This is a genomic window from Nonomuraea sp. NPDC048881 (genome assembly GCF_040649795.1).
Taxonomy (GTDB): domain Bacteria; phylum Actinomycetota; class Actinomycetes; order Streptosporangiales; family Streptosporangiaceae; genus Nonomuraea.
Genome location: NZ_JBEZGC010000004.1, coordinates 101478 through 117806, shown reverse-complemented (window position 1 = coordinate 117806; position 16329 = coordinate 101478). Strand labels below are relative to the sequence as shown.

Below are 16329 nucleotides of genomic sequence, written 5' to 3'. Positions count from 1 at the left end.
GTCGGCTAGAGACCTTGCCGGACAGTATCGGTCACATCGCTATCTGTGACTATGTGTTCAGGGAAGAAATGAGCAGCTCACGCTGCCCGGCAGGGGCACGCCCGGCCAGGCAGCATGCCAAGGCAGGGCGGGGGCGGTGAAGGGCAACCATGGCCGCGTTAGGGCTGTACGTGGTGGTGGGTCATGCAGTCAGCGTGGGTCGGGTTGGCCAGTGACAGGGTGGGCAGCCGGGCGGGTGAACCCGATCAGGTCGCCGCGCTGGTAGGTGCCGATCTGGACGACGGTGTGCTGGTGGGGTGCGTGGATCATCTGGCCGTTGCCGAGGACGATGCCAACGTGTCCGGGGCCGTCTGCTTCCATCCGGAAGAAGGCGAGATCGCCGGGCTGTTCCTGGCCGAGCGGGATGACCGGGCCGTGCCGCCACTGGTCGGCGGCAACACGGGGGATCGAGATCCCGGCGGCTTGAAGGGCGCGCATGGTTAGACCGCTGCAGTCGAAGGATGCAGGTCCCTCGGCCCCCCACAAGTACGGCTTGCCGAGCTGGGCGTGGGCGTAGGCGAGTACAGCGGCGATCTGCTCGCCAGGGATGAGCGGGGCGCAAGTCCCGGCCAGGGCGTCGACGGTGCGCTGGGCGAGCGGCTCCCACTGGGCATAGGCGTCAGGGCGGGCAGAGCGCTGAACGGCTTGGGCGGCTCTGGTGAGCGGCATCTGCTCCCAGCGGGGCACTTCGACCAGGCGGTCGTAGAAGGTGCCAGTGGCGTAGCGGGGAGTGAGGATCTGCTCGGGTGTTCCCCAGCCTTGCGACGGGCGTTGCTGAAACAGGCCGAGGCTGTCGAGATGGCCGTAGCGCAGGTTACGGAGTTGGGATTCCTGCAAGGCGGTGGCGACCGCGATGACGGCTGCTCGTACGGGCAGACCCCGCTGCATCGCGGTCTGGACGATGAGCGAGGCGTTGGCCCGCTGATCGGCGTCCAGGTCGAGAGCCGTAGGCGCCGGAGCTGAGGCCGCGACCGGGCTGCTCTCCGGCCTGCTCGTCGTCGCGGGTATGGTCGCGCAGACGACGCCGGGCGTCCCGGAGGTGCTCAGGAGGCTGGTGGCGGCTGCGATGAGGGCCAAGATGACGAGCAGCAGGAGGGCGGCGCCGGCCGCGGCGGCCTTCACCTCGGTTCGTCTCCGACGCGGACGGCAGGCATGGTGGCGAGTTCAGGGTGCGGCTGGTCCGTGCCGGATGGGTCGTGGATCCGGCCGAGTGGTAGGTGTGGCCAAGCGCCCGCAAGGTCGGCGAGCCGCATCCGGGATGGATGCGCATCGGCTCCGAGGGGGAGCCAGATCGGCCCGGCGGGGCCGTCCCCGTCGCTGGTGTGGACGGCGGTGGCTAGCGGAATGCCCGATTCGGTGAGTAGTTTGCGCAGGTTTGCTTCGCGAGCGGCGCTGGGCAGCCAGAACAGCACAGGGGTGTTGATGCCGGTGGCGTCGGCGAGGTTGCGGTAGTCGTGCAGCTTGTCGGCGACACGCTTGAGGGTTTCGGTGCCGGTGTCGTGTTCGAGGAAGAAGTTGATCTCGTTTCTGTTCTCCCGCCACTGGCCCCAGGCGTCGGGACGGGCCAGGTCGCCCCAGAGCTTGGCGCATTGCTGCTCAGACCACCAAGCCCTTACCTCGGCTGCGGCTTCGGGCTCTGCTGAGGCATGGCGGGCCTGGTGGTGGAGGCGGGAGAAGAAGTCGTTGACGCCGACCTGGTGGTTCAGGCGGGAGGAGACGGCGATGGAAATGTCAGGGTTGTAGCCGAGTTCCTTGACGCTGATACCCCAGCGTTCGGCCAGAACGGCGGCTCCGACCTTGCCGAGTACCCAGTGGATGGGGGCAGAGCCTGCGCCGTATCCGGCCCAGGGCCGAAAGCGGGTGACGGCGTTGAGCAGGTGCAGGGTGTTCATTCGCTTGCGCGTGGACTGGGGAATGCCGAAGAAGATGCGCTGGATCTGGTGAGTGGTCAGTACACGGTGCCGGTGCAGGTAGGTGAGGATGTCGTGGTCGCGAGGGGTCAGCCGCGCTGACAGGGCGGGCAATGCGGCGCGGTCGAGGCGGGGCTGTCCGGCCGGGATGGGGAGCACGTTCATGGGCGTCTCCTTGCGGGTTGATCGGGTGGTGGACTGGTTGGAGCAGGCGCACGACTGTTGCGGCATGGCGGGCCTTTTCGTATCTGCGGGGTGAGCGTGTGGCTGGTCAGTGAGGCGGGTGTGGTTCAGCCGGTGGATGGTGCGCCGTAGCGCGGGTCGCGGCTGGAGGCGCGGCGGCCTTCGCGGTCTGTGCGCGGATGAGAATGAGCGGCGTTCTTCGAGGCAGTGAATCCTTCGCGGGATGCCTGCCGGATCTCCGTCTCCCGGCCTTCGACCGCAGCGGGCAAGGGGCGGGTGCGCAGGGTGAACGCGGAGGATTGCTGGCCGTCGATGATGAGGCGGGCGGCGGCTTGGTAAGCGCCGAGGTGGGTGAGGTCGTGCGGGCTGATCAACGGTGCGGTGTGGTGCTTGAGGTCGCCCGCGTCTTTGGGCGATACGTTGAAGTAGATCTTGTTGCGGGCGTCGGCGGACAGGGCCTCGCGCAGGTCGGCGGGGAGCTGGTCGAGGTGCTGATGGGCCAGGACGAGGGAGAGGCGGTAGCCCCGCGCCTCGGCGAGGACGTCGTTGATGTGGCCGGGCAGGTTCAAGAAGTTGTGGCACTCGTCGATGACGAGCGAGGCGTCGGGTCGGTCCGTTTCGGGGAGCTCGGAGCGGCGGGTGGCGGCTTGCCAGGTGTGGGCGAGCAAAATGGAGCCGAACAGCCGGGCGGCATCGTCGCCGAGGATGCCCTTGGGGAGCCGGGCCAGGATCAGTCCGCCTCGGTCAAGGAGCCTGCCGATGGGGACTGTGGTGTCCGGGCTGGCCAGCGCCTGCCGGACGAACGGACGTAGCAGGACGGCTCGGAGCTTGTTCATCACCGGGCCGATGACGGTGGCCTGGCCTGCGGGGGTGAGGGCTTCGTAGGAGTCCCAGAACCCTTCCAGCAGCTCATCGCCGAGCTTGGATATGGTCCGGGCCCGGAAGGCCGAGTCGGTCAGCAGCCGGGGCACATCGGCCAGGGTCGCCTTGCGGCCCAGGACACGGGTGAGGGTGAGACAGGTGGAGCGGAGCAGGTCATCCACCCGCGGTCCCCAGGCTGTGGAGAAGCAACGGTGGAAGATGGTGACGACGGAGTCGACGGCAAAGGCGGGGTCGTGTCCGGCGAGGATATTGATCGAGGGCGGCGGCGCGGGGTCTTGCGGGTCGAACACCACAGTCTTGCCGACTGCTCGCTTCGGGAGCCGGTTGAGGATGTCGGTGACCAGGTCGCCTTTCGGGTCGATGACCAGGGCGCCTCGCCCAGCGTGGGCGTCGGCGAGCACGACGTTGGCCAGGAGAGTCGATTTGCCGACGCCGGTGCCGCCGAGCACGTGGGTGTGATGGCGTGCGTCGGCCACGGGCAACGCAACGGGCCGCTGGGGGCCGCTGTCGGCGTCGCCCAGGACGCGGGCCGTCCCTCCGGCCGTGGCGCGGGGTATGGCCGGGGACGGGGCGATGGGGCGGGCTCCGGCGCGGGTGACGCCGGGAGCGTCGATGTCCCATGGCAGGTGCGCCAGTGCTGCCAGCTCGTCGACGGACAGCAGGTAGCCGCTGTCGAGGCGGCGCGAGCTGACCGCGCGACGGGGGAGCCAGAGGCGGGCTCGGCGGAGGTACTGGTGGCCGCCGCTGAAGAGGGCGAAGACGCCGGCCAGGGTGTGTGCTTGACCTCGTAGCCATCCGCGAACCAGATCAGAGGAGCCCATGCCGTCGTGGCGGGTGCTCATCGGACTGTTTGCCGGAAGGCCGGTGGAGGCTGGTTCGCGGCTGGTGGCGACGGCGTAGCGGATGGCGACCGTGTAGCGCGGTTGACCGGCTTTGGCGAGGATGGCGCGGACTTGTTCGGCGCGTTCGGGGAATTCGCGGGCCAGCTCGCTCGCGCGGTGGTGGCCTCGCGTATCTGACGGTAGGGGAAGGATCTCGTCGAAGACGCGGCCGAGGCTGTTGCGGCTGCCTCCTCCACGCAGGCGGGCGGCTGCCCGGTAGGCGTGGCGCAGGCGTTTGCCGGTGGTGGGCCGGGCCAGGATCTGTACGACAGCGTGTTCGCCTTCGCGCAGTCCGCTCATGGCTTCCAGCAACGAACGAACCGGGTCGTGGCTGTGGTCGGTCTTGAGCGGGAAGTGTTCAGGTGCGGCTGGCACGAGCCGCCCGCCCGTGGCCTTGGTGCCCTCAGAGAAGGGTGGGGTGGCGGGTCTGGTGGTGGTGGTCGCGCCTGGCCATGCGGCGTGAATGGCCTTCTCCACGATGCCGGGAGGGATCGAGCCTGGCACCCACAGGCGGACGCGGATTCCGGCGTCGCTGCCGTGGTACTCCCACACCAGGTGCGGCTGACCGGTGAAGGCGCGTTTCCATGCCGGCCGGAGCAGGCCGACGAGTTGCCGCCACAGCACTACGGCCCCTTCGCGGTCGCTGCGGGGCGGGCTGGCGATCTCGATGAGCTGGGCCTCGGGCGCCATATCGATGTGGTGGAGCCAGCCCAGCACGTAGCGTGCGGCGGCGGCCATGGACCAAATGACGGCGAGGGCCGCAGCGAGACGGGGCCCGTAGGCGAGGGCGAGTTGGGGCAGGTGGGCGGGGAGTTCGGCCAGGAAGTCGAGCGTGGTCTGGACATCGCGGTCGTCGATCCCGCACAGGAGGCACGACCCGTCCAGGTGAGGTGACGGAGCGGTGATCACAGCGGGTCGCTCTCCTCGTCGTGGTCTTCGCCCGGGAAGCTGGAAGCGGTCTGGGCCGGTGAGTGACCGGCACGGGCTGGAGGTGGGTTGTGTTGGTCGAGTTCGGCCAGGGCGGCGGGATCGGTAGTGATCAGCTCGACCTCACGGGCAGAGGCGATGACGTGGAAGGCGGCTCGGCTGGCGGGGCCGGCGACCAGGAGCGCCTCGCCGCGCTCGGCGGTGAGCAGGAACTGGCGTTCTCCGTCGGTCAGGTCGAAGGCGTCTCCGACCGTGCCGATGGCCTGCGGTGCCTGGCGCAGGAGGATCTGGTTGGCGGCGTTGGCCACGATCGCCTGCCCAAGCTCGGAGCCGAGCAGGTCGGCTGCATCTTGGGTGACGACGGCGAGCCCGGCCCAGTGCTTGCGCGCAGCCTTGGCCATTCGGAACAGGAACCGGGCCCCCTCGGGCTCCTTCATCAGCAGCCAGGCTTCGTCCACGACGACGAGGCGCTTCTTGCGGTTGCGCGGGTTGGCCACTCGCCGCCAGATGGCGTCCAGCGCCAGTAGCGTGCCGACCGCCTTCATCTCCTCAGGCAGGTCACGCAAGGAGAAGACGGTCAGGTGTCCGGCTGGCTGGGTGGTGGTCGGGCCGTCGAACAGTTCGCGGTAGGAGCCGGAGACAAAGGGGGCGAGCTGCGCCGCCAGTTTCGTCTCCACGGAACCGGCTGCTTTGGTGTTTTTGGTAAGGGTTGTAGCCAGATCGGTGAGCAGCGGCGCAGGCCGAGTCCAAGTGGCCGGGTCGCGGGTGATCCCGGCCGCCTGGTAGGTCGCGATGATCGCCGAGTCGAGTACAGCCCGCATCTGCGCGGTGAGCTGCCCGCCGAGCATTGTGGCGATGAGAGTCTGCAGGAACATTGCTCGACGCGACAGCACGTTGTCACGAGGGCCCTGATTGACGGGCAGGTCGAAGGGGTTCCATCGCACTCCGGCCGCGCCGAGGTGCACATAGGTGCCGCCGACCGCTCGTGCCAGGCGGGCGTATTCGTCTTCGGGGTCAACGACGGCGACCTCGACCCCTTGGTAGAGCAGGCGCAGGGTTTCGAGTTTGGTGAAGAAGCTCTTGCCCGCGCCGGAGCGGGCCAGGACGACGGAGTTGTGGTTGTCCTGGGCGTAGCGGTCCCACAGGACGATGCCGGAGCTGGTGGCGCTCAGGCCATACAGGACCCCTGTCCCTCCGGCTTCAGTCGTCAGGTCAGGGGAAGTGAACGGGAAGGCGGCGGCCAGCGCGGTCGTGTCGAACGTGCGCGTCGCGTTGAGCGAGTCAACACCCAGCGGGAGGGTCGTGGTCCAGCCCTGCAGGGCACGAAACGTCGCCGGTTGAGCATCGAGCAGCAGCGAGGACGCGAGTGCCCGGACGCGTTCGACCTCGGCGGCCAGTTCCGGCTCCGAGGGTGCGTGGATGGTGAGGTAGAGACCGACTTTGAACAGGCGGCCGTGCCCTCGGGCGAGGCTGTCGGCCAGGTCGGTGGCATCGTCGGCGGCGGCCTCGGCCGTGAAGTCGGCAAGTCTGCCGTGTTGGGCGTTGGCGCGGCTGGCTGCTTCCAGGCGGGCGAGCTGGCGGCGCAGCCGCATCGCGGCGACCTGCTGCGGGATGGGTTCAACGTGCAGGGACACGTCCAGGTGGCTGGGGTAGGTGAGCAGGGGTTCGAGCCAGCTCGCGCCGACCTCGCGCGGGTATCCGGCGACGGCGAACGACGCGCAGACGGCGTTGGGCAAGGCGACGGACCGCACACCGACCTGCACAGCAGTCGGGTGGAGCAGCGTCCCAGAGTCTTGACCGTGGAGATGGCGGTGAAATCTCACGTGTTCCTCACGAGGTGGTGTGGGTCTGCGCCGTCGCGGAGATCGGCTCATCGAGGAGGGCCTGACCGAGCGGATGCCAGCTGCCGGGGTCGAGACACTCAGTGAGTGCCTGGGCGGCTTGTTCGGCGTCCAGGACGCGGGTGGCGATGCCGAGTGCGGCCAGGCTGCGTTCGGCTTCTGCGGCCCTGCGCAACACGACCGCGGCCGAGGCGTCGCGTCGTACCGGGCGCCGTCCCCGATTGGTGGCGGAATGCTCGCGGAACACGACGAGCACTTGCCGGGTCAGTAGCTCACGCGAGGTGTTCAGCTCGGCCAGGTAGCCGGCGTGCTCGCGGGCAGCCTGAGCCAGCGCCGGATGCGGCAGCTCGTCTGCCTGATGCTCGATGCTCTGGATCAGGTCGGACAGATCCGCAGGCCGGGCGCGGGCCAGAAGTTGCACGGGAGACTCAAGTGAGTTCAGCCATCGGCCGAACGCGCCTACCAGCGCGCCCTGCTCGCTGGTGGTGCGCAGGTGGAAGGACAGGGTGCTGGTCTCCACCAGCACGGCGACGCCTCCGTCTGCGAGTTCGAGTGCACCGTCGGTGCGGATCGCCCGTACCGGCAACCGCAGCGGTGCGGGCAGCTTGCCCCGCAGGCGGCACCACCGGGGCGGCTCGGTTATCCCCTCAGGAGCGGCTACTAGCCTTTTCGGAGCCCAGGCGAACGACAGCGCGGTCCAGGCGAACCGGTCCAGGCTCAGCCCATCGCGTCGTCCGAGGGCGACCGTAATGCCGAGGGCGATGAGAGGGAGCAGGATGGAAGCCAGGATGACGACGGGCAGTAGCTGGTGGAACAGGTAGTAGATGGCGGCAGCGATGCCGCCAGTGAGGGTGACGACGAGGATCTGGCGGAAGGTGAGCCCGTACGCGATCTTGTCCGGCTGGTTGATGTCGGAGGGGATACGGGCCAACAGCGGCGGCGGTTCGGCCTCGTGCCTCATCAGCCCTCCCATCGTTGCTGACAACCAGTGCGCGGGATGCGGCGAGGTGGCGGATCGAGTCGCAGGCGGAGTTGGCCCGGGCGGGGGGCACGGGTGGGCATGCCAGGAAGCCGGTCCTGAACCCAGGGCAGGTGGGGCCGTATCCAGGGCCGCGCTGTCGTCGCGGTGGCCGCGGAGGGTGGTGTGGGTGGGGGTGGTACGCGGGTGACAGGGAAGGGCAATGTGAGCTGTTTGCCCTGCCTGCTTCGCCTGCTGGGGGTAGATGCGGCTCCAGGTGTCGGCGTCGCTGCTGCATGGGGCGGCAGATTGAGCGGCAGTGCAAGCTGCTGCCAGGTGGGCGTGCTGCCGGGCATGGCGGCTCCCGATGATGAGCTGGGTGGAGTGCGTGGGCCGGGGCGGCGGGGCCCGCGCGCTCGTGGACCTTGGGGGCCGCTGGGGCGGCCTCGACCTGATGGCCTGCCGCGCCGGTGCGCGGCTCGCGCAGCACCCTTGGAGGTGGCTGTGCGCCCGGCTTTGCCCAGGGCACGGGCGGCGCCGAGCGTCTTGTAGACGATTACGGCCTTGATCAGCCGCTTCAGCATGTTGGGTTGCCCCTGCTGCCAGATCGTCCTGGCCACCCAGCCAGGAATCTTGATCAGCACGAACAGGACGCCGATCACGATGAGCGCGTCCAGAGCCCGGTTCGCGGTGGGCTTCACCAGCGCCTCTACCGCATCGCCTGTGCCTGGGGCTGCGGGTCTGAGCGGGTAAGCGGCGGCGGAGTCGGTGAGGAACAACTTGAACGCCAGGATCAGGCCGAGGGCCTGCAGGATCTGGATGGCCAGCAGACCGGACAAGGACCGCCACCACAGCTTCGCGATTCCCTCGGTCTGCGGGAGCGCGTGACACAGCAGAGCGAGTGGTGCGGCGATGATCAGAAACAGCAGCAGCGTGACCCGGATGATGCCGATGAAGGCGAGCAGGAAACCCATCAATGCCGCCACGCCGACCAGCAGCACGAGAAAGAGCAGGGTGCCTCTGGGGTCTTTGATGAGGCCGTCGACCTTGGCGGCGATCAGGTTCCCGGCCCGCTGCCCGTCGACCCCGTCGCCGAGCAGCGCGGTGACCACGGCGTTGGCCAGTTCGATCGCGTACTGGCAGATGGTCAGCGAGGTGTTCAACGCGATTACCGCGACCACCAGACGCGGGATGACCTCGCCGGGTGTGGTGGAGGTCTGGGCGCTGCCGTAAGCCATCACGATCACACCGCTTGCCAGCACCATAAGCCCCAGGAGCGCGTTGGCGACCAGCCGTACGTGGCCGGACAGCTCCTGAACCCGTTCCAGCAGCTTGGGCGGCGGGGCGGCGAGCAGGACGCTGCCTACCAGGACGAAGGCCGGGTTGATCGCGTCGGTCACCAGGCGGGTGAACCAGCCGTTCATCGCCTGATTGATCTTGCATCCGATGTCCATCCACCCGCACTCCTGCACACCGGTGGGCGGCGAGGACGGCGGCGACTGCTGGGCTGGTGGGATCCAGGTCACCTGCGGTGAGAGGGGCGGGCCGGCGGAAGGCGACGGCGCTGGCTTTGGTGTGGGTGCCGGGTCTGCGTGTGCTGGCGCGGTGGCGGCGAGCCCGGTCAGGAGAGTGACCAGAACCAGGGCCATGGCCGGCCAGGGCAGCCTCCGGAGCGGCCGGAGGCGTGGGAGCTGCGGCATCGTCAGGCTCCGACGATGCCCTTGAGGATGGTCACCAGAAGGGGTGCCAGGACGGCGATGCCGTAGCCGAGGGCGGCGTAGCGCAGGGTCTTCTTGGCGGCCTCGACCTCGCCGGGGTCGCCGCCGGCCAGGATGTAGCGGACTCCGCCGACGGTGAGGAAGAGGGTGGCCAGAGCCACGAGCAGGCCGACGATGACGTTGCGCAGATTGTCGATCACCGCGTTCAGCGAGGACGGGGCCGCTGCCGTGCTGGCCAGAGTCAGGCTGGTGGCGTAGGCGGCGGCATGGGCGATGGCGTATTCGAGCAGGGTGCCTACGACAAGGCCGCCGAGAACGACCAGGACGACAAGGAAGATCTTGAGGCTGTGGGTCTGGGATGAGGTGGTGCGTCGCGGGCGGATCATGTACTACCTCCCAGTGCGGTGGTGCGGTCGAGCTGCGGTTGCGGGTGGTTGTGCAGGGCGAGGGCAGTGCGGAGGTGCCGGTCGGCTGCGGGGCCGGATGGGCGTCCTCCTTCAAGAGCGGAAGCGTTGGGCTGGGCCGGGTGACAGGGACCGGTGACCAGGTGGCCCGCTGCCGAGGACCGACGCCCTCCGCGCTGCCTTCTCAACTGGCTAAAGACCAGGCCGAAGAGTCGAGTTAGGACATCGGAGCCAGCGGATTTTGCGCACGCTTTGCTGCTCGTCTCACGTCGACACCGATGCCGTTGCTACCGGTTGTGCTTGAGAAGGGCCTGGTAGAGGGCGTTTTCGGCGCGCTGACGGCGCTTGAGCGCGGTGCAGTAGAGCAGGCCGCGGCGCCGGCAGTAGGAGCTGAGCGAGACGTCCTCCAGCCGCGTGAACCCGATGAGTTCCGCCTCCAGTTCAGTGATGACCCCGTCGGCGACCACCTGAGCCAGGAGCAGGTCGGGGTGACCGGCCGGATAGGCGAGCGGATGCTGCCGCTCGTCGGGGCGGTCGATGAGATCGGGATCGGCCAGCAGGCCGGGCCGTTCCGAAGCGTAGGCGCGCAGAACTGTGAACTGGGCGAGCCGCGACAGCCGCAGTACCGGGTGCGACCAGGCCAGCTTCACCCGAGTCAGGGCCTCGATGTAGGCGGCCAGCACTTCGGCTTCCAGGTCCTCCCGATCGGCGCGGGCAAGGCGGCCAGACTGCCCGGGATAGATCTTGTCGGTGAGCGTGGTGGCGAGGCGGCGCAGCATTGGGATGGCGAGTGCGACGGCGGCGACCATCCATGCTCCTCGGTGGGTGCGGGCCTGGTCGATGAGGTGCCGCCAGACGTGGTCGCGGGTGGTACGCGAGCAGGACGGGTGCAGCAGGATCGCCCGCAGTTCGTTCATCGGGATCGGCCGGGCGGGGAGCCCCTGCCCGAGCGCGGCGCCGTCGACTGACAGCGGGGACGGGCCGCGCATGAGCAGGTTGAAGGCGTGCTCGGCCACGTCCAGCGCCAGCGAGCTGGCCAGGCCGGAGACGGGAAGGTCTGTAACGGACCGGCAGGAGGTGCCGGACAGGTCGCCGACATCGGAGGGGAACAGCTGGAGGTCCGTCTTGTTGGCGGTCGAGCTGGCGATGTCCGAAGACAGGCGGATCGAAGAAGGCTGAGACATGGCGACGCTCCCGGAAGACGAGATCGGTTCGGACGTCGCTATCCCGCCAAGGGCCCTGGGCAAGAACCGGGCAGGAAATGATCAGACTTCGGGCACAGCAAAGATCAAGTCTGTTTTGGATCATGTCGCCGAACTACGGATGACCTGCGAAGACGTAAGGAAGTGGCGCATTTGCGCGCTGGCCGGCACGAGGTCGCACTCCGCACCTCTTCCGTCCGAAAAGCGGCGTGACCTGCGGTAACGGGATGGGGGCGAAACTCCTAGGTCAAGCTTGAGCCAAGCGGGCGGTCCCGAGCCTGGTCCCGTAGCTCGGCGGTAAGCGCCGTTGAGGACATGGCAGGCCGTCGGCTGCTCAGAGATCCACGCCTGCGCTGTCTGGACGGTTGGGGAGGGCGATGGGCGCGCCGGTGCGGAGCATGCGAGCCTCGGCCATGCCGCTGGAGATGACGGCAGAGACGGCGTCAGCGGCGCGGCGTCCCGCCAGCTCCTGGATCTCCCGGGGAGGGTCGCGGTCATCGATGACGAAGAGGGTTCCGTTGTGGGCGGCATGGGTGCGCACATGCCAACCGAGCTGACGTCCGGCCGCTCGCGCTGCTCGCCGAATGTCGGCAAGCTCTCCCAGTTCGGCGACCGCCTCTTGGTCGAGTATGAGCTGGCCATAGAAGCCGCGGTACTCCGGCTTGAGACCGGCAGCCATCATCGCCTTGATCCGGTCGACGAGCTTCACGAAGCGGCGCTGGGCCAGTTCGTCCTTCCGGCTCGACACGCGAACCACCTCCCGCTGACACGGCCTGGGCCCGTGTCTTCTCAGCGTAGGCCGACGCTGCCCAGCAACGATGGTCAACCCAGGTGAAAGCTGAGGACAGGCAGTGTCCGAGATATGTACAGGGCCTGGACGGAAACGCTGTGACCTGCGAAAACGTATCTGAGTAGCGGTGTGCTTGTCGGCCACGGCAGGACATAAAGATGCTGGCCCGGCAAGGAAAGGGGCCAGGCCGGCACACCACCGAGCGGGCCAGAGCTACATCAGTGTCCGACCCATATGCCGCATCATTATCTGCATGATCGAATGAACGCAGAAGGGGAACTGCCTCATTGGCGTGCGGAACGTGCGCCTTCGGGTCCGTGACTGCCTCGATGGCTGGCAAGTGCCTCCGATGAGGAAACATCGCCCGCAAGCTGTGGACGGATCCGCAGGGGAGACCGAGCCGAGGAGGTCGCGAGTGCTGGACGGTAGCGGCCGACATTGCCGGACCTTTGCTTGACGGCCCGTCCTAACTCCGGCCATCAGTCCGGTATTTGGTTCAGTGACAGGGACCGCTGACCCGGTACTTGGGCCACACCCAGATGACTGAACCGGCCATCACCACCACCTCCACCACCGCCAACTCTTCGTCCATGTCCGCAACGACCATCAATCCCTTCCGCGAACTCTGTATGAGCCGCGAGGCCCAGGACCCTTCACGGGGGCATTTGCCGCTGACCGTTTGGCTGGCGGCAGCCGACACCGAATCCATCGCCGCCTGCGCGGCGGGCTGCTGCCATCCGGTCAGCGGCCCGCTGGCCCGTCACCTCATAGCCACCTGCGCTCGATTGGGCGAGACGGTGGTCCATCTCGGCGCTGGCGATCACCAGCTGGTCTCGGCCGCGTTGACGGCGGGCTGCCTGCCGGTGGCCGTCTTCACCGACGCGGCTCGTGCGGACGTGACCTGGACTCGTCTCGCACGCACCCACACCGCCCACGACCTGGAGGTCACCGATCTACGCATCACCGAACACAAGGACGACGAGGCGCCGCTGGCCGATCTCATCAGGAGCGCAGGGCTGGTGGTGACGGAGCAGATCTGCGGCCAGCCGGGTCGGCGCCTGGGCCAGGCAAGCTCGCACGATGAGGCCAGGCCGCACGGCATCGCGGCGGCGGCGAGACTGGTGAAGCCGGACGGGCATCTGGCTGTGGTGACCGGCCTGCATCGCCAAGGCGATGTGGCCGACCCGATGCCGAAGATCATCACCCAAGCCCGGAGCGTGGGGCTGGTGTATCTGCAGCACATCGTCGCCCTGCGGGACTCTGCTCGTGGTGAGTGCATCGAACCTGACCTCTCGCACAGTGGCCTGGCCGCGTTGCCGGACCTGCCGCAGTGCGCCGGATTGCCGGCCAGCGCCCGGGTGCACTCGGACGTGCTGCTGTTCACGCGGCCAAGAGGGCTACCCGAGCCGCACGGACGGCAGGCGCCGCCCGCGGGCAGCGCCGGCTCGCAGGCCGCCACCGGTTCCATCGCGCAGGCTGGGAGTGAGCGCTGATGGCCGAGGTGACAACGTCGGTCTGGGCGACCGGGCAGCAGCCCTCGCGGGTGCAGCGGCGGGGCCGGTACGTGCCGGAGTCGATGCGGCATCCGGGAAAGATGCTGCCCTCCATCGCCGCCCGCGTGATCTCCACCTACACCCGGCCGGGCGAACTGGTCGTCGACCCGATGTGCGGGATCGGCACCACTCTGGTCGAAGCCGTCCATCTCGACAGGCACGGCGCGGGCGTGGAGTACGAGGAGCAATGGGCGCGCCTGGCTGTCGCGAACCTCGGCTTTGCCAAGAAGCAGGGGGCGTCCGGTTTCGGGCGAGTGGTGGTCGGGGACTCTCGCAACATCGCCCGGTTGCTACCGGATCTGGCCGGGCAGGCGGCGCTGGTGCTGACCTCCCCGCCGTACGGAGGGGTGACGCATGGGCACATCCGCTCTACCCGCGACACTGGAGAGCCAGGCGTGCGCAAGTGGAACCACCACTACTCGACCGACCGCGGCAACCTCGCCCACCAGCAGCTCCCGGCATTGCTGGACGGGTTCGGCCACATCCTGGCCGGCTGCGTGGAACTACTGCGTCCGGGCGGAATCGCGGCGATCACCGTGCGGCCATACCGGGTGCGTGGCGAGCTGATCGACCTGCCCGGTCACGTCCACCAGGTGGCCGAGGGCGCCGGTCTGGTGTTCGCCGATCGGATCGTGTGCCTGCTGTGTGGCCTCGGCAATGGCCACCTGCTGAACCGGGCGTCGTTCTTCCAGCTCTATGAAGCACGCAAGGCATGGGCGCGCGGCCTGCCCATCCACGCCGTCGCGCACGAGGACCTGCTGGTGTTCCGGAGAGTCGCGAAGCCCATGAGTTCGCAGAAGCTGCAGAGTCTTCAGCAGGAATCGGCTCCGGCATCAGCTCAGTCGGATTCCAGTCTTCGAGACGGCCGCGAGCTGAAGTAGCCCGGATCATCCCGCGTCCCGGTCCTGATCCTGGCCATGGGCGTAGACCTGGGGATATCGCTTGTGCGTGCCATGAAGGTAAGCGTCGATAGCACCACCATCAGCCCGTCCCGCGCCAGACCCATATGCCTAGGGATGTGGCCGCCCGTCCATGAACGGCGGTCCCTCCAGCAGGGGCCGGTCGGGGCCGGGCCGGTGGCGTAGCGCTCACCGCAGCCCGCCACGGTCACAGCGGCTGCGCATCCCGCGTGGCCCACCACGGCTCCTGTTCATCAATGTCACGGAGGTCATGCATGACTAGCACGATCCCAGCCCAGCCCCAGGCGACCGAGGCCCTTGAACGGCCGGAGGTAGTCAGCCTGCTGACGGCCGGACGGCTACTCGGGATGGGCCGCACCAAGGCATATCGCCTGGCCAAAGCAGGCGAGCTCCCGTGCCGGGTGCTGCGCATCGGCGGCCGGTACGCGGTGCCAGTGCGCGGGCTGCGGGCGCTTCTTGAACCCACTACCCGGGGCGGCAACGACAGCCGCCCGGCAGGCTGGGACGGATGACCACGATGGTCAAAGATCCGGAACAGATGGTGGCGAAGGTACCGAGAGTCGCCAAGGGCACCACATTCAAGAGCCGCACGACTGGCCGGTCTTCACCCTCTCCCTGCTCTTCAACGGAAGGAGGCCTTATCAGAAAGGGATGAGGCGCCTGGCAGGTGTGACCCCGTAACAGGTGCTTTTTGGAGCCCCTGGGTCCGGCAGCAGCACACGCTGGGAAGGGAGCGCGCTGCTGCCGGACGTCTACGGAGATGGGCGGCCCCTCAGTCACAGGGCCCTTGCCTCTGCGACGCCACTTCCTTGCGAGGGGCCGCCCGGCGACGATCAGGCGGACGGGGGGCACCGCCGTGATCGTCGCAGGGGCGGCTGACCGGGCTCCGCTTATCGGCCAGCCGGCCGGGCGTGACCGCGTCCATGCCTCCACTCGAGGCGCTCGCGGTCACCGCCCTCTCAGAAGCGCTTCGTGTCGAGCTGCACACGACTCCCGCGCTCCAGAGAGGCAGGGGATTTGCCCTAATCCGGCGCTCTCGGATGTGGCCAGATGAGGGCGCTGCATCCACACAAGTCCGCCTCCGGGGCGGTCGCGGGTTAGCAGGGTTTGCGCACCGGCGTGCCCGGTGTCGTTCGATGGGTGCGGATCCCGGCCCTTCCTGCCGCGTCATGGAGCGGCCGGACGCTGTCAGGTTGGTTCGTGTTGTGGTCCGAGGCAGGTGTCTTGGTTCGCGACGGGGGTTAGCACGTAGCGGATGCGCTCGGCGGCGGTGGCAATCTCACTGACCGGGGTGATCGGTTCGGCCCATGACCACCACAAGCTCCACTCGTTTCCCAGAGGCGCCGCAGAGATGACCTCGCTGAGCGAGGGGGCGTCGGGGTTGATGACCCGTAGACGCGGCAGTCGCTCGTTATGGGTGAGCAGGCGCGCGTGCAGGCCCTGGTCCTGCAGCAACTTCTGCAGGTCGCTGAGGTAGGCGGCGGCTTGGTCGGCTACGCCGGGCGGGACGGGTTCGGGCATGACGGTCTCCGAGGCTGATCGACGGCAATGGGTTCAGCGGAGATTGCTTCTGACATGTGGCTGGATGCGCCCAGCTAGATCGGGGCGCGGAACAGCTCTTCGACTTGCGCTGGGGTCGGGTTGAGGTCGAGATGGCACCACACCAGGCGCAATCCGGTCAGGGGCATCAGGTAGCTGCCCCACCGGTTGCGCGATAGGGCTTCCACGATTGCCAGCCCCCGCCCACGCTCGGCATCCAGGCTCGGTGTCTGCAGCGGAATCCTCGACGGCTCTGAGCAGGACGATCCGGGATCGGTCACCGTCAGTCGCAGGTAGTCCCGCCCCTGACACAGCCTGAGCGCGATTGCGTCCTGACGGCCTTCGGCATCACCGCGGCAGTCACGACCGTCATCGCCGCTGTCGCTGGAGGCGTCAGCGTACTTCACCGCATTGGTGACCAGTTCCGAGGCCGCCAGAACCGTGATCTCCTGCGCTGGATGCTCGGGCGCCAGCCAGACGCTGACAGCTTTCCGGGCCAGATGAGGGGCCCGATCGCTGTGCGCCAGATGGGCTGTGCCGATTACCTGGAGCTGGGGGAGTGAAATGTAGTAGATCAACGAA

14 protein-coding genes are annotated in these 16329 nt (G+C 68.2%); 3 read left to right on the top strand and 11 right to left on the bottom strand.

Annotation, left to right across the window (positions count from 1 at the left end):
- Window positions 1-189: 189 nt before the first annotated feature.
- The 9 genes from AB0C33_RS15605 to AB0C33_RS15565 all read right to left on the bottom strand — a co-directional run bounded on the left by AB0C33_RS15605 (window position 190) and on the right by AB0C33_RS15565 (window position 11693).
- Window positions 190-1161 carry a C40 family peptidase gene (locus AB0C33_RS15605; protein WP_358287824.1) on the bottom strand — a complete coding sequence of 324 codons (972 nt, stop codon included), beginning with the start codon at window positions 1159-1161 and terminating at the stop codon, window positions 190-192.
- Entirely contained in the window at window positions 1158-2114 is a 957-nt protein-coding gene (locus AB0C33_RS15600) for a replication-relaxation family protein (protein WP_358287821.1), read from the bottom strand. The genes AB0C33_RS15605 and AB0C33_RS15600 overlap by 4 nt, the downstream gene beginning before the upstream one ends.
- A 125-nt stretch (window positions 2115-2239) precedes the next feature.
- Complete coding sequence (locus tag AB0C33_RS15595) at window positions 2240-4804, bottom strand: hypothetical protein (RefSeq protein WP_358287819.1); 2565 nt, start codon at window positions 4802-4804, stop codon at window positions 2240-2242.
- Window positions 4801-6585: an ATP-binding protein gene (locus AB0C33_RS15590; RefSeq protein ID WP_358287816.1), complete on the bottom strand. Its 1785-nt coding sequence runs from the start codon at window positions 6583-6585 to the stop codon at window positions 4801-4803. The genes AB0C33_RS15595 and AB0C33_RS15590 overlap by 4 nt, the downstream gene beginning before the upstream one ends.
- 67 nt (window positions 6586-6652) lie before the next feature.
- A complete protein-coding gene (locus AB0C33_RS15585) occupies window positions 6653-7624 on the bottom strand; it encodes a PrgI family mobile element protein (protein ID WP_358287813.1) in 972 nt (323 codons plus the stop codon).
- The gene (locus AB0C33_RS15580) at window positions 7624-9075 is read right to left on the bottom strand and encodes a hypothetical protein (RefSeq protein ID WP_358287810.1); all 1452 of its coding nucleotides are present in this window, start codon (window positions 9073-9075) and stop codon (window positions 7624-7626) included. The genes AB0C33_RS15585 and AB0C33_RS15580 overlap by 1 nt, the downstream gene beginning before the upstream one ends.
- 248 nt (window positions 9076-9323) lie before the next feature.
- Window positions 9324-9725: a pilin gene (locus tag AB0C33_RS15575; RefSeq protein WP_358287807.1), complete on the bottom strand. Its 402-nt coding sequence runs from the start codon at window positions 9723-9725 to the stop codon at window positions 9324-9326.
- Between the two features lie 305 nt (window positions 9726-10030).
- Entirely contained in the window at window positions 10031-10927 is an 897-nt protein-coding gene (locus AB0C33_RS15570; protein WP_358287804.1) for a hypothetical protein, read from the bottom strand.
- Window positions 10928-11279: 352 nt separating this feature from the next.
- A complete protein-coding gene (locus tag AB0C33_RS15565) occupies window positions 11280-11693 on the bottom strand; it encodes a hypothetical protein (protein WP_358287801.1) in 414 nt (137 codons plus the stop codon).
- A 632-nt stretch (window positions 11694-12325) separates the two neighbouring features.
- Here AB0C33_RS15565 and AB0C33_RS15560 point away from each other — a divergent pair.
- The 3 genes from AB0C33_RS15560 (at window position 12326) to AB0C33_RS15550 (ending at window position 14720) form a co-directional block, all read left to right on the top strand.
- Window positions 12326-13228 carry a hypothetical protein gene (locus AB0C33_RS15560; protein WP_358287799.1) on the top strand — a complete coding sequence of 301 codons (903 nt, stop codon included), beginning with the start codon at window positions 12326-12328 and terminating at the stop codon, window positions 13226-13228.
- Window positions 13228-14169: a DNA methyltransferase gene (locus AB0C33_RS15555; RefSeq protein ID WP_358287796.1), complete on the top strand. Its 942-nt coding sequence runs from the start codon at window positions 13228-13230 to the stop codon at window positions 14167-14169. The genes AB0C33_RS15560 and AB0C33_RS15555 overlap by 1 nt, the downstream gene beginning before the upstream one ends.
- Before the next feature lie 293 nt (window positions 14170-14462).
- On the top strand, window positions 14463-14720 hold the full coding sequence (locus tag AB0C33_RS15550) for a helix-turn-helix domain-containing protein (RefSeq protein ID WP_358287793.1): 258 nt from the start codon (window positions 14463-14465) through the stop codon (window positions 14718-14720).
- Between the two features lie 676 nt (window positions 14721-15396).
- Here AB0C33_RS15550 and AB0C33_RS15545 read toward each other — a convergent pair.
- Both AB0C33_RS15545 and AB0C33_RS15540 read right to left on the bottom strand, forming a co-directional pair.
- The gene (locus AB0C33_RS15545; protein ID WP_358287790.1) at window positions 15397-15729 is read right to left on the bottom strand and encodes a hypothetical protein; all 333 of its coding nucleotides are present in this window, start codon (window positions 15727-15729) and stop codon (window positions 15397-15399) included.
- 74 nt (window positions 15730-15803) lie between these two features.
- Window positions 15804-16325, bottom strand: a complete 522-nt coding sequence (locus AB0C33_RS15540) for an ATP-binding protein (protein ID WP_358287787.1) — start codon at window positions 16323-16325, stop codon at window positions 15804-15806.
- Window positions 16326-16329 lie beyond the last annotated feature (4 nt).

Coding starts and splice junctions, on each gene's coding strand:
- AB0C33_RS15600 (WP_358287821.1), bottom strand. CDS start 2,114: ATGAACGTGCTCCCCATCCCGGCCGGACAGCCCCGCCTCGACCGCGCC.
- AB0C33_RS15585 (WP_358287813.1), bottom strand. CDS start 7,624: ATGAGGCACGAGGCCGAACCGCCGCCGCTGTTGGCCCGTATCCCCTCC.
- AB0C33_RS15580 (WP_358287810.1), bottom strand. CDS start 9,075: ATGGACATCGGATGCAAGATCAATCAGGCGATGAACGGCTGGTTCACC.
- AB0C33_RS15575 (WP_358287807.1), bottom strand. CDS start 9,725: ATGATCCGCCCGCGACGCACCACCTCATCCCAGACCCACAGCCTCAAG.
- AB0C33_RS15570 (WP_358287804.1), bottom strand. CDS start 10,927: ATGTCTCAGCCTTCTTCGATCCGCCTGTCTTCGGACATCGCCAGCTCG.
- AB0C33_RS15560 (WP_358287799.1), top strand. CDS start 12,326: ATGTCCGCAACGACCATCAATCCCTTCCGCGAACTCTGTATGAGCCGC.
- AB0C33_RS15555 (WP_358287796.1), top strand. CDS start 13,228: ATGGCCGAGGTGACAACGTCGGTCTGGGCGACCGGGCAGCAGCCCTCG.
- AB0C33_RS15550 (WP_358287793.1), top strand. CDS start 14,463: ATGACTAGCACGATCCCAGCCCAGCCCCAGGCGACCGAGGCCCTTGAA.
- AB0C33_RS15545 (WP_358287790.1), bottom strand. CDS start 15,729: ATGCCCGAACCCGTCCCGCCCGGCGTAGCCGACCAAGCCGCCGCCTAC.